This window comes from Actinosynnema sp. NPDC049800, from assembly GCF_040656635.1.
GTDB lineage: Bacteria > Actinomycetota > Actinomycetes > Mycobacteriales > Pseudonocardiaceae > Actinosynnema.
In genome coordinates this window covers 34,221-46,461 of sequence record NZ_JBFAMT010000037.1, presented here as the reverse complement: position 1 = coordinate 46,461, position 12,241 = coordinate 34,221, and the positions used below count along the sequence as shown (strand labels likewise).

General features: G+C 72.6%; 13 protein-coding genes. 7 read left to right on the top strand and 6 right to left on the bottom strand.

Annotation, left to right across the window (positions count from 1 at the left end):
• The first annotated feature begins 188 nt into the window (after positions 1–188).
• The 4 genes from AB0I91_RS31235 (at position 189) to AB0I91_RS31220 (ending at position 2,528) form a co-directional block, all read left to right on the top strand.
• On the top strand, positions 189–422 hold the full coding sequence (locus AB0I91_RS31235) for a hypothetical protein (RefSeq protein WP_499640195.1): 234 nt from the start codon (positions 189–191) through the stop codon (positions 420–422).
• A 43-nt stretch (positions 423–465) separates the two neighbouring features.
• Entirely contained in the window at positions 466–1,374 is a 909-nt protein-coding gene (locus AB0I91_RS31230; RefSeq protein WP_498780076.1) for a hypothetical protein, read from the top strand.
• A gap of 78 nt (positions 1,375–1,452) precedes the next feature.
• Entirely contained in the window at positions 1,453–1,854 is a 402-nt protein-coding gene (locus AB0I91_RS31225) for a hypothetical protein (RefSeq protein WP_498780078.1), read from the top strand.
• Between the two features lie 125 nt (positions 1,855–1,979).
• On the top strand, positions 1,980–2,528 hold the full coding sequence (locus AB0I91_RS31220; protein WP_499640193.1) for a carboxymuconolactone decarboxylase family protein: 549 nt from the start codon (positions 1,980–1,982) through the stop codon (positions 2,526–2,528).
• Here the strand turns inward: AB0I91_RS31220 and AB0I91_RS31215 are convergent.
• The 6 genes from AB0I91_RS31215 to AB0I91_RS31190 form a co-directional block, all read right to left on the bottom strand.
• Complete coding sequence (locus tag AB0I91_RS31215) at positions 2,510–3,913, bottom strand: amino acid permease (protein WP_499640191.1); 1,404 nt, start codon at positions 3,911–3,913, stop codon at positions 2,510–2,512. The genes AB0I91_RS31220 and AB0I91_RS31215 overlap by 19 nt on opposite strands.
• Positions 3,914–4,018: 105 nt before the next feature.
• A complete protein-coding gene (locus AB0I91_RS31210; RefSeq protein ID WP_499640189.1) occupies positions 4,019–4,939 on the bottom strand; it encodes a hypothetical protein in 921 nt (306 codons plus the stop codon).
• Positions 4,940–4,971: 32 nt separating this feature from the next.
• Positions 4,972–6,123, bottom strand: coding sequence for an NAD(P)/FAD-dependent oxidoreductase (locus AB0I91_RS31205; RefSeq protein ID WP_499640187.1), 1,152 nt, complete (start codon positions 6,121–6,123; stop codon positions 4,972–4,974).
• A gap of 84 nt (positions 6,124–6,207) precedes the next feature.
• A complete protein-coding gene (locus AB0I91_RS31200) occupies positions 6,208–6,669 on the bottom strand; it encodes an LIC_13387 family protein (protein WP_499615427.1) in 462 nt (153 codons plus the stop codon).
• Positions 6,670–6,780: 111 nt separating this feature from the next.
• Positions 6,781–7,800 carry a S66 peptidase family protein gene (locus AB0I91_RS31195; protein WP_499640185.1) on the bottom strand — a complete coding sequence of 340 codons (1,020 nt, stop codon included), beginning with the start codon at positions 7,798–7,800 and terminating at the stop codon, positions 6,781–6,783.
• Positions 7,801–7,916: 116 nt separating this feature from the next.
• Positions 7,917–8,492, bottom strand: coding sequence for a TetR/AcrR family transcriptional regulator (locus tag AB0I91_RS31190; RefSeq protein ID WP_498780088.1), 576 nt, complete (start codon positions 8,490–8,492; stop codon positions 7,917–7,919).
• 249 nt (positions 8,493–8,741) lie between these two features.
• Between AB0I91_RS31190 and AB0I91_RS31185 the strand changes: the two genes are divergently transcribed.
• The 3 genes from AB0I91_RS31185 (at position 8,742) to AB0I91_RS31175 (ending at position 12,216) form a co-directional block, all read left to right on the top strand.
• Positions 8,742–9,863: a hypothetical protein gene (locus tag AB0I91_RS31185; RefSeq protein WP_499640183.1), complete on the top strand. Its 1,122-nt coding sequence runs from the start codon at positions 8,742–8,744 to the stop codon at positions 9,861–9,863.
• Positions 9,864–10,234: 371 nt separating this feature from the next.
• Positions 10,235–11,395, top strand: coding sequence for a glycoside hydrolase family 3 N-terminal domain-containing protein (locus AB0I91_RS31180; protein ID WP_499640201.1), 1,161 nt, complete (start codon positions 10,235–10,237; stop codon positions 11,393–11,395).
• 59 nt (positions 11,396–11,454) lie between these two features.
• Positions 11,455–12,216, top strand: a complete 762-nt coding sequence (locus AB0I91_RS31175) for an SGNH/GDSL hydrolase family protein (protein ID WP_498780092.1) — start codon at positions 11,455–11,457, stop codon at positions 12,214–12,216.
• Positions 12,217–12,241 lie beyond the last annotated feature (25 nt).

Sequence of the window (12,241 nt, the reverse complement as noted above, 5' to 3'; positions counted from 1 at the left end):
GTCACCCTGTTCCGCTCGCGAGAATTCGAGACGGTTCCCGGACGAAAGCAATTCGGCCCGCGACCACCGCAGCGTCGCTCAGTTGTTCCCCGGCGGTGGAGAAAGGACGGCCCGAACGTACCTCGGTTCCGCACGGCCCGGCTACCGGCGCATAGCGCTTCCGTCGACCACGCATCGGGTTTCCGATCGTGCCACTGGCACCGGCGACGCGATTCGGCTTCAATGCCGCCGCGCTCGCCGACAAGGCGCGCGCCAACACTCATCCTGGTATCCGCGGTACTGGCATTCGCGATGACCCGGTGGTTCCGCCGGGTGTTTCCCGCGCGCCGGACGGCCCCGTCGCGCCGCGGTCGCCCGCCGCGACGGTGGCGCAGGACAGCAGCATGGAAGTTGTCGGACCGGCGCGCGGCCAAGGACATTGAGTCGACCGAAGAGAGCTCCGCCACCGCAGCGAGGTGAACGCCCATGGCCCACCGGCCCGTCATCGGGACCGACCGGATCACCAGACCGGGACGGCTGATCGTCGGCAGCGTCATCGCCGGCGTGCTGCTGTCCGTGCTGTGGTCCTACGAGTTCGTCGACCACGTGATCGGCGCGAACGTCGCCAACGCGCTGCTCGGCGAGGACGCCGCGAGCGCCTCGATCGCGGGCACCGCCGCCGGCCTGGTGTTCGCGTTCGTCTCAGGGCTCGCGGGCACGTTCACCGCGTGCAACATCGCCATGGCGGCGTCGATCGGACCGATGAGCGAAGCCGGCGGGGCCTCCCAGGGCACGCTGCGGTCACTGCTGCGGCCGTTGGGCTTCTTCACCGCGGGCATGGTCGGCGTGTCGGCGGTCTACGGCGCGGTCGGCGTGCTCATCGGGCCGGGCCTGCCGCAGCTGTCGGGCGCGATGATCGGCGACATGCCCGTGCGGCTGGTGCAGTCGGCCGTGGTGTTCGGTCTCGTCGGCCTGGCGATGGCCTACCTCGGGCTCGCCGCCCTCGGCGTGCTGCCCGACGTGTTCCGCGACCGGCCGGTGGCCCGGGTGGTGGTGCTCGGCGCGCTGGTCGGCGCGTTCCTCATCGGCCGGCCCTACCCGATGTTCATCAAGCTGTTCCGCTCCGCCGTCGACTCCGGCAACCCGCTCTTCGGCGCGGGCACGTTCGTGCTCCAGTCCGTCGGCAACGTCCTGCTCGTCACCATCGTGTTCGCGGCGCTCGCCCTCGGCACCAAGGGCCGGTTCCTGCGGTGGTTCGGCTCCAACAGCCGCCGCTCGACCGTGGTCAGCGCGGCGCTGCTCATCTCGCTCGGTGTGTTCCTGCTCGTGTACTGGGACGTCCGCGTCCCGTCGATCTTCGGGATCGGCTGGTTCCCGACCATGCCCTACAACTGACAAAAGGAGCTGATCGTGTCCGCGACAATCGCTGCCTCGACGACCACGAGGTCTGAGTCCCCCATCCGGAACGGGGCGATGGCCGGACTCGCCGGCGGCCTCGTGTTCGGGCTGTTGATGGCCGGTCTGGGCTCCCTGCCGATGGTCGGCATGCTGATCGGCGTCGAGAACGCCTTCGTCGGCTTCATCGTCCACATGGTGATCTCCGCGATCGCCGGCGCCGGCTTCGGCGTCCTGACCCGCAACCTGGGCATGATGCCGCCCGTCTACATCGCGAGCATGCTCTACGGCGCGGTGCTCTGGATCCTCGGCGCCCTGATCATCATGCCGCTGTGGTTGAGCGTGACCGCCGACCCGATGATGAGCGAGATGGTGTTCGTCGTCGAAGGTCCCCAGTGGGTCAGCCTGTTCGGCCACACGGTCGGCTACGGCCTGACGACGGGCGCCGTGCTGCTCGCGCTGCGCGGCCACGCCAAGTAGTGCCACCGCGCCCGGGTCCCGTCGCACCCATCGCGGCGGGCTCGGGCCGTCCACTGCGGGATCACGCAGTGCCGCCGTTCACCGACCGCCCCCCGAGCGGTCGGTGAACGGCTAGCGTGAACACCATGGCGCACATCGATCTCGGCATGGACGAGACCCTGTTCCCCGGCATCCGGGGCCTGATGAAGTTCCGGCCGGAGACGGCCAAGCCGCTCAACGAGTTGGCCGAAGTCCTGCTGCGCTCGCCGAACTCGCTGCCCGCCGGCGAGCGCGAGCTGATCGCGGCCTACGTGTCGAGGTTGAACTCGTGCCGGTTCTGCGGTGACTCGCACTCGGCGTTCGCCGCCGCGCAACTCGACGAGGGCATGGCCCTGGTGGAGCAGGTGCGGGACGACCTCGACACCGCGCCGGTGTCGGAGAAGCTGCGGGCGCTGCTGCGGATCGCGGGCGCGACGCAGCAGTCGGGCCTCAAGGTCACCATCGACCTGGTCGACGCGGCCCGGGCGCACGGCGCCACCGACGTGGAGATCCACGACACCGTGCTGATCGCGGCGGCGTTCTGCATGTTCAACCGGTACGTCGACGGCCTCGGCACGCTCGCGCTGGACGACCCGGAGGGGTACGGCGAAGCGGCCCGGCGGATCGTGGCCCACGGCTACATCGACTCGGTGTAGTCCTCGGCCGGTCGGTCGCGGGCCGACCGGCGCCACCGCACCAGCGGGTACGACAGCAGCACCAGGGTCACGAACGGCACGCCGACCCGCCACGCCGGGCCGAACGCCTCGGTGAACGCCGTCGCCACCACCACCAGCACCACGTACAGCAGGCTCAGCACCGAGGTCACCGGCGCGCCGGGCAACCGGACCGACGCGGGCGGCAGGCCGCGGCGGGCGCGCCGGAACGCCAGGTGGCTCACGAAGATCAGCATCCACGCCACCATGCCGCTGAACAGCGCGATGCCGAGCAGCACCGGGAACGCCGCGTCCGGCGACAGCGCGGCGGCCACCGCCGCGGCGGCCAGGCCGGCGGTCGACGCGAGCACCGCGTTCACCGGGCTGCCCCGATCGGTCACGGCGGCGAGTGCCTTCGGCGCGTAGCGGTCCAGTGCGAGCGAGTGCATCGTCCTCGACGCCAGGTAGAGCGTGGTGTTCGCGGCGGACAGCGCGGCCGTGAGGATGACGAGGTTCATCAGGCCGGCGGCGGCCGGGACGCCGATCGAGGCGAACAGCGCCACGAACGGGCTCTCCGCCACCCCGTCGACCGCCGCCGCCTCCGTCCACGGCACGATCGCCACGATGATCCCGGTGGCCAGCACGTAGAACAACCCCAGCCGCAGCACCACCCGCCGGGCCGCGCGCGGGATGTCACGGACCGGGCTGCGCGACTCGGCGGCCGTCATCGCCACCGACTCCACCCCGCCGTAGCTGAACGTCGCCACGCTGACCGCCAGCAGCACGCCCGTCAGCCCGTTGGGCATGAACCCGCCGTGGTCCGTCCACGCCGACAGCCCGGCCGCGTCCTGCCCCGGCAGCCCGAACACCACGTAGAGCACGCCGAGCACGAGGAAGACGACCAGCGCCGTCACCTTGACCATCGCGAACCAGTACTCGACCTCGCCGAACAGCCGCACGGCCGCGAAGTTGACGCCCAGGATCGCCACCGAGAACAGGCAGACCGACGCCCACAAGGGCACCTGCGGCCACCAGTACCGGACGTAGAGCCCGGCCGCGACCACCTCGCCGCCGACCGTGATCACCTGGGTCGCCCAGTAGCACCACCGCTGGACGTACCCGACCAACGGCCCGGCGTACCGCGCGCCGACCGCGCCGAACCCGCCCGCCTGCGGGTGCACCACGACCATCTCGGCCACCGCGTAAGCCACCGCGACGGCGGCGAGCGCCCCCACCAGGTAGACCAGCACGACCGCCGGGCCGGCCATCGAGATGGCGAGGCTGGAACCGAGGAACAACCCCGTGCCGATGGTGCCGCCGAGCGAGATCATGCCGATCTGGCGGCTGGTCAGCTGCCGGAGCAGCCCGCCGTTCGCGTGGTCCGCCAAGACGTCCTCCGCCGGTCGCACGGTCCGCGGGCAGCGCGACAGTGCCACCGAACCGGAGGCCGCGCCATCGACCGCGGCATCACCGCTACGGCTGACCGAAGACCCTCAGCGGGTGTGACGTCGTGGCCGGCCGTCGTCGTCCGTGCTGAGCCACGACCCGTCGCCGCGCGGCTCGACGTCGTAAGCGTCGCGGGACGGGGTGTCGAGCGTGCCGCGCACCTCTCCGGTGCGCACGTCCACGAGGTGGTGCAGGTGCCACTCCTCCTCGTCCTCGGTCTCACCGCCGAGGACGACGATCGCGGTGTCCGCGTCGAGGTAGCCGCCGGCCCACTCCACGTACACCTCCTCGGGGTCGTGGCCGAACGACTCCACCGGCACCCGGACGACGACCTCGCCGTCGGGGTGGGTGTGGAAGGCGACGTCCTCCTGCTCGTGGTGGACGGTCATGAAGTGGCCGCCGTCGGGAGCCAGGTCCACCAGGCTGCGGTCGGACCAGGGGTAGGCGGCCACGTCGAGGCCGTCCGGCACGAGACGACCGCGGTACACCTGCGAACCGTCCTGCCCCTCGCCGACGTCGAGCAGCACGTGCACGCCGTCCGGGTGGGCGAACTGGCTCCCGCCGTGCCCGGCGCAGGCAAGCTCCGCCGCAGCGGTCAGGTCACCCGTCGCGGCGGAGAGGACGACCCACCGGTCCGGCCCGCGTCCCGCCATGGCGTCGGGCAGGTAGAGCCACACCTCCGTGCCGTCGGCCGAGAACCGGCAGTTCGCCGCCGACGCGGCCCGCCGCGCGGAACCGGGGCCGAAACCCCACCGCCACAACGCCTTGCCGGCCCGGTCGACGCACACCACCTCGTCACCGGTCGCGTACACCGCGCGGCCCAGGTCCGGCGCCACGTCGTGGCCGTCCGGCTCGACCCCGGTCGGGAGCTCGAACACGGCGACCGAGTCCGCCACCGCGCCATCGGGGAAGTCGAACGCGTGGATGGCGCCGTCCAGGAATCGGGTCACCACATCGGTCATGGTCACGTTGCGGAGCCTAGTCAACGCCGCGCCGGTCCTCACTGGAGGGTGGCGGGCCGTTCGGCGGCAGCGGATCGTTCGGCGGCAGCGGATCGTTCGAACCGGAACGGGGCCAGGGCGTCGTCGCGGTCCTCGCCCAGGACCTCGGCCGCCACCAGGTCGCCCGCGTGCAGGCACAGCGTCGCGCCGCTGTGCGAGACCGCGAAGTGGAAGTTCGGCAGTTCGAGCACCCGGCCCAGCACCGGCAGGCCGTCGAACGGGATGGGCCGCTCCCCTACCCGGACGCTCTCCACGGACGCCGCGCGGACGCCGGGGTAGAGCGCACGGCCCGCCTCTACCACCTCCTCCACCGCCGAGGGTTCCACGCTGATCTCGCCGGTGTCGGACGCGCGGGCCGCGTCGTCGACCTCGGGGGTGTGCAGCAAGAGCCGCCCACCGCCGTCCGGGCGCAGGTGGACGTGCGGCGCGTGGACGACCCGTGCCACCGCCACCGCGACCGGCGAGGTGTAGACGAGCACACCGCGGGTGTTGCGCATCGGCAGCGCCAACCCGGCCAGTTCCGCGATCCGCGCGGCTTGCGGCCCGGCGCAGTCCACCACCGCGTCGGCGCGCAGCCGCCGTCCCGAGGCGAGCCCGACCGAGCGCACCGAGTCCGCCACCACCTCCAGGTCCGTCACCGCGTCGTCGCGCACGACCTCCGCGCCGGCGGCCGTCGACAGCAGGTGCCCGATCAGCCGGGTCGGCTCGACCCAGCCCTCGCGCGGGAAGTACGCGATCCCGTCGTCGGGCAGCGCGGCCGGGTCCAGGTCGGGTTCGAGGTCCAACGCCTCGGCCCGGTCGAGCCACCGCGCCTCGTAGCCGTAGTCGAGGACACCGGCGACCTTCCGGCTCAGCTCCGCCCGGTCGGCGGCGGTGGCGGCCCACTCCAGGTTGCCGGTCTCGTGGTACCAGTCGCCGTGCGGCACGTCGGCCGCCAACCGCCGGTGGGCTTGCATGCCCGTCACGCTGAAGTCGTGGTACGAGCGGGGTTGCTTGCCGCAGGAGTTCGTCCACGAGAACGTCGCGCCGGACGTGCCGCCGCCGGGCGCGCCCGCGTCGACCACGGTGACCCGGGCGCCTCTCCTCGTCAGCGAGGCGGCCACCGCCGCGCCGTAGACACCCGCGCCGACGACGACCACGTGCGCGACCATGACGTCCTGCCTCCCGTGCTCAGCCGGAGCTGTTCCCCTTGTGGCACTTCAGGTATAGCACGCGGTCGCGACGCGTTCGGGTGGTCATGCGGGCCGCGCGGAAACTTCCGGCCGGGCCGTGGCGAGGACTCGGCCGAACGCCGCGCAGGCGATCGTGAACAGGACGATGGGCGGCGCGGGCAGCAGCCACACGGACAGGCCGAGCACGACCAGGGACGCCGCCAGGCACAGGCCGCTCAGCGATCGCGACCGCGTGACCAGGTCCGGCGCCGACCGCGCGACGAGCACGCACACCAGGCCACCGAAGACCAGCGCGGCGGCCATGACGAGCGACATGCCCCGGTCGAGGTCGAGCAGGCTGCGCCGGACACCGGCGATCTCCGTGCCGTACTCGCGCATCGCCACGAGGGCGGAACTCGCGGCGGGGTCCTCGGGGCGTGACGCCAGCAGCGCCGCGGTGGCCAGGTGGCCCACACCCGTGACGACCCACGCCCACGCGCCGATCCGGAACACCTTCAACGCCCGGTGCGCCATGGCTCCGACCACCCTCCCCGTTGTCCATACACGACTGTATGTTTTATCCATACAGTCCTGTATGTCAATAGACCACAGCGCGAGTCGGGCCCCGGGGGTGGTCGGTTCACCGCTCCGCAGCGCTCAGCCGACCAGTCCCGTCGTCGCGTGCGGCCCTACCGCCGGTTCGAGCAGCGACAACGTCCGCTGCCGCGCGTCGAGACCGACGCGGATGCCGACCGGCATCGGCAGGTTCGGGCCGGCATGCCCGAACTCGACGTTGCCCAAAACCGGGAGGTCACGGTCGCCGAGGACGTCGAGGACTATCTCGGACAGGGTCGGTGACGCGCCGGGTTCCAGTCCGCTGATCTCGCGCGGAACCCCGATGACCATGCCGGAGATCCGATCGAGGATGCCGCAGTGTCGCATCACCTGCAGGTAGCTCCAGACATGCGAGGCCAGGCCGCCCATCTCCTCCCAGAACAGCACCGCGCCCTCGAACCACTCGATCGGCAGCGCGAAACGCGTCGCCTGCGCCAGCACGATGCGATTGATCACCCCGCCGATCAGCCGACCTTCGGCACGACCAGGACGCCAGCACTCCCACGACGGGCTCGCGGGCAGCGCACCGATCGCCGCGGTACCGGTCAGCAACCTGGAGTAGAGTTCCTCGAGTTCCGCTCGGCGCGCCACGGGCGCGGACTGCCAGTGCCCGCCGAAGCCGGGGACCGCCATGTCGGCGTGGAACCCGACCAGACCCGTGCGCGCGTAGAGCACCAGGTGCAGCAGCGAGAGGTCGCTGTAGCCCAGGATCGGCTTGGGGTCGGCCCTGATCGCCTCGACGTCGATCAGGTCGAGGTAGCCGAGCGCCGTCTGGCCACCGTCACTCGCGATGATCGCGCGCACCTCGGGATCACGCAGAAGCCCGTTGAGCTCCCCGGCGATCTCCGCCGGCGTGGCCGCGCTCCACCAATGGCGCCGCCCTGCTTCGAGCAGCGGAGCCCGGCGCACGCGGAATCCCATCCGTTCGAGCACGGCCACCGTCCGCTCGACGTTGGGCTCGTGAGCGGCCGGCAGCGGACCGGACAGCGATGCGATGACCACGAGATCCCCGGGCCTCAGGGCACGCGGTCGAAGCAGTCGGGGCAGTGCGGAACCGGTCATGGCGTGAGTGTCACCAGTGCCCTTGGGACGGTCACGCGATTTTCGCGCGCCTGCAAGGCACCGGGCCGGTGCTGCCGCGGTGAGCACCCACCCGGTGAACCATCCCGCTCAGAGCACTAGCGGACGGCGGCCAGCCGGTCGATGAGGTGCTTCAGGCCCGCCCGCCCGCGCGGACCTTCCACCGCGACCTCGGGCACCACCCCGGCGGCGACGCGGCGCAGCTCCGCCCAGCCGAGGTACGCCGCGTAGGCCAGGACCGCCTGTCGACGTGCCACCGCGGGCGTGAGGCCGAGTTCGGCGTAGATCTCGGCGAGGAACGCGATCCGCCGCTCGATCACCCTGGTCAGCACCGGCGCGATCACGGGGTCGTCGGCGTGCGCCACGAGCGCGGGCTCCAGGCCGGGGACGACCTCCGCGCCGAGCGCCGTCCGCAGCCCTTCGCGGAGCTTGTCCTCCGGGTCGTCGAGCGACGCGAGCCGGGCGATGAAGTCGGCGGTGGTGCGCTGCTCCCACAGCTCCACCGCCGCCACGAGCAGGGCCTCGCGGTCCTTGAAGTGCCAGTAGAAGCTCCCGCGCGTGATGCCGAGCTCCCCGGCGAGCACGTCGACGGCCACCGCCGCCACCCCGCCCCGGGCCAGGGCGCGCAGCGCCGCCATCGTCCAGTCCTCGCGGGTGACGCGTCCTCTCGCCATGGCCCGAACAGTAGTATCCGGGCGGTTCGCGGCGCGCAAAAGTTTCACTACAGCGCGGCGAAATTGTCCGACCACCATTCCCGCGCGCCCGGTCGTGGTCCGAATCACACCCGCTAGCATGCGCTGGTGAGCGATTCCGGTTTCGTCCTGCGTCGACGTGACCTGGCGTTACCCGAGAGGACCGTCCCGCTCACCGAGATAACCGCGCGCACCGGCCGGACACCCCGGTTCGAGTTGTTCCGACTGCTGGTGCGACTGTTGGTCGACCGGGACGGCGTGGTCCTGCTGTCCGGTCCGGTCGACTGGCGTGAGCTGCGTGAACGGCACCCGGACGCGGCCCGGTGGCACGAGGCGTCCCGACCGGCGGACCTGGCCTGCTCGCTGGGACCGCGGTTCTCCTGCGTCCCCTTGGACGACCTGTTCCGCGACCCGCACGAGGATTTCGTCACGATGGACGAGCACGGCGTGGTGGTCACCGCCGCCCGACGCCCGCGACGATTACCCGCGGGACGGCCGCTGTTCATCCGGTTCCCCGCGCACTTCCCGCTTCTCATCGGATCCGACGAAGCCATTCGCCGCCTGGTGCCCGCCGAACTGTCGTCGAACGTGCACCGGGCCCGCGACACCCGCGTCGACTACGCCGCATTCCACCACTTGTGGCACGGCCCACCGCCTGCGGAGTACTTCGACGTCGACAACCTCCTCCGAATCCGCGAGGAGTGGAACAGCCTCTTCCTCGCTTGCGGAATCGGGAAAGCGCTCGGCCGCGCGCACGCGAAAGCCGTCCTCAACGGCGGCGCGCGCGACTTCGTCGGCACGTTGCTCGACGACGCCACTCCCGTCGACGACGAGCACACGATCACCCTCGTGCCGGAACCCACGGACGCGCAGTGCGCCGCGGACATGGCGCCGCTATTGGCGACGATGAACCGCGCGCGGTGGCTGGCCTTCCGCGCCGGCTACCTCTACCGCAGACCCGAGGGCCACTCCGTCCTCGACCTCATGGAGCACGGCGACGCCACCGGCTGGGCTCGGGCCGCCAGGGAGCAGGACTGGGCCTCGGCACGGGCCCTCGCCGAGGCCCAACTCGCCGACGGCCCGCCGGACGCCCGGCTCGGCGAGGCGTGCGACCGGATCACCCGCGAGGCCCTGGTCGACCCGCCGACCATCCGCGAGGACGACCTGGCGCTGACCGTGGCCCGCGCCCTGGCCCGCACCGGGCGGGACGCGGAGGCAGCCGCCCTGTGCCGCCGCGTGGTGGCCGAGCGCACGGCACGCCTCGGCCCCGACCACCCCGGCACCAGGGACGCGGCCAACGCGCTCGTGCCCGATCACGCGCCGCGATCGAAACGGCGGTGGTGGCCCCTCTGACCGGCGGAAAGCCGACGGCCATAATCATCACCGCGATCCACCGGCCCCGACGAAGATTCATATTCCACCATCACCGCGAAATCGCGGTCGATCTCCCGCGCTGACAAAACGCGGCCCTTCAGGCACGATCCGAGCAACGGATACGATGGCCGTGATGCCTCGTGACGCGGAATGTGACGGCGGCCTCGGTCGCGCCGGGGTTGCGGGCCCGGATGGCCCGCCGCACGATGGGCAACTCACCGCCGAGCGGGCGAGGACGTGGGAGTGAGCACTGTGCACGCGGTAACGCGCCGACCGGGTCGGCGCCCGTCGGACGACGGAGGCGACCGCCGGTGAGGCGCACCGGTGGCCGCGGGCTCGGCACGTCGGCGATGCTGGTGGTCGTGGCGGTCGGCGCGGTGGTCGCCGGGTCGCTCGCCGTGGTGACCTCCGCGCTCAGCGACCGGCCGACGCGACCCGCGGCCCTGTCGACGTCGTCCTCGACCGCGCCGCCGTCACCGTCGCCGTCGTCCACGACGGTCGAGCCGCCGCCCCCGGTGGTGGACCCGTGCGCCGAGAAGATCGCCGCGCTGCCGCTGCGGGCCCGGCTGGCGCAGTCCCTCGTCGTCGGAGTGGACCCGCGCGGGCCCGCCGACGCCCTCACCGTCGTGCGGAACGAGCAGGTGGGCGGGATCTTCATCGGCGGTGACGACGTCGGCCTGCTCAGCGCCAGCGCGCTCGCGCCCGTGCACGCCGCGTCCGCCCTCCCGCTGACCGTCGCCGTGGACGACGAGGGCGGGCGGGTGCAGCGGCTGGAGGCGCTGGACGGCTCGATGCCCAGCGCCCGGCGGATGGCGGCCGACCTGTCGCCGGACGAGGTCCGCGCGGTCGCCCGGGACCGGGGCCTCGCGCTGCGCGAGCGCGGCGTGACCACCGACCTGGCGCCCGTGCTGGACACCAGCGGCCAACCCGACCGCACGGTCATCGGCGACCGCTCGTTCAGCCCGGACCCGAACACCGCGCTGGGGTACGCGCTGGCGTTCGCCGAGGGGTTGCACAACGCGGGCGTCACGCCGGTGGTCAAGCACTTCCCCGGCCACGGCAACACGACGGGCGACTCGCACCTCGGCGCGGTCACCTCGCCCCCGCTGGCCGCGCTGCGCGACACCGACCTCGTCCCGTACCGGCACCTGCCGCGGTTCGGCGACGTGGTGGTGATGCTGGGCCACATCGACGTGCCCGGCCTGACCGGCGGCGTGCCCGCCACCCTCAGCCCGGAGGCGTACGCGCTGCTGCGCGGCGAGTTCGGCTTCACGGGTCCCGCGATGACAGACGACCTGGGCGCGATGCGCGCGGTGACCGACCGGGTCGGCCTGCCCGACGCGGTCACGCAGGCGCTCGCGGCCGGCGCGGACATCGCGCTGTGGTCGTCGGGCGGCCGCGTGGGCGAGGTGCTCGACCACCTGGAAGGCGCGGTCGCCTCGGGCGCCCTGCCGCAGGCCCGCGTGGACGAGGCCGTGCGCCGGGTGCTCGCCGCCAAGCAGGTGTGCTGAGTCACGCCAGGGCGCCTCATATGCTGGCGGTGACGTTCCAGCAGGGGGAGGCACCGGCAGTGCGATACGTGGCCATCGGCGACAGCTTCACCGAAGGGGTCGGCGACGAGCGCCCCGACGGCACGCCAAGGGGTTGGGCCGACCTGGTGGCGGAGGGGCTGGCCGTCGCGCTCGGCGAGACGGTCCACTACGCCAACCTCGCCGTCCGGGGCCGCCTGCTGGAGCCGATCGTCACCGGCCAGCTCGACGCGGCGCTGGCCCTCACGCCCGCGCCCACGCTGATCACCCTCAACGGCGGCGGCAACGACATGATGCGGCCCGGGGTCGACCTGGCCCGGCTGGTCCGGCTGACCGGGCAGGCGGTCGAGCGGTGCGCGTCGGCCGGGGTGCGGTTGGTGCTGCTCAGCGGGGCCGACCCGTCGCAGCGGCTGCCGTTCGGCCGCACCGTCCACCGCCGGGGCGTGCTGCTGACGGCGGCGATCAAGGAGCTGGCCGCGCGGCGCGGCGTGCTGCTCGTGGACGCGTTCAACGACGTCGAGGTCCGCCGGGCCGAGTACTGGTCGCCGGACCGGCTGCACCTCAACGCCGCCGGGCACCGACGGGTCGCGTCCCTGGTGCTCAAGGCCCTCGGGCACGTCACGGAGGCGCACGCGGTCGACCCGGGCCCCGCCGCCCGCCGCAGCCTGCTCGCCGAGACCCGGTACTACCGCGAGCACGTCCTGCCCTGGGTGAACCGCCGGATCCGGGGCATCTCGTCCGGTGACGACGTGCCCGGCAAGCACACCGACTGGGTGCCCGTCGAGGCCAGGCCGCTCGTCTGACCTGCCGTGCGGCCGTGATCCCACC

Coding starts and splice junctions, on each gene's coding strand:
- AB0I91_RS31190 (WP_498780088.1), bottom strand. CDS start 8,492: ATGGCGAGAGGACGCGTCACCCGCGAGGACTGGACGATGGCGGCGCTG.
- AB0I91_RS31195 (WP_499640185.1), bottom strand. CDS start 7,800: ATGACCGGTTCCGCACTGCCCCGACTGCTTCGACCGCGTGCCCTGAGG.
- AB0I91_RS31220 (WP_499640193.1), top strand. CDS start 1,980: ATGGCGCACATCGATCTCGGCATGGACGAGACCCTGTTCCCCGGCATC.
- AB0I91_RS31205 (WP_499640187.1), bottom strand. CDS start 6,123: ATGGTCGCGCACGTGGTCGTCGTCGGCGCGGGTGTCTACGGCGCGGCG.
- AB0I91_RS31225 (WP_498780078.1), top strand. CDS start 1,453: ATGGCCGGACTCGCCGGCGGCCTCGTGTTCGGGCTGTTGATGGCCGGT.
- AB0I91_RS31180 (WP_499640201.1), top strand. CDS start 10,235: ATGCTGGTGGTCGTGGCGGTCGGCGCGGTGGTCGCCGGGTCGCTCGCC.
- AB0I91_RS31230 (WP_498780076.1), top strand. CDS start 466: ATGGCCCACCGGCCCGTCATCGGGACCGACCGGATCACCAGACCGGGA.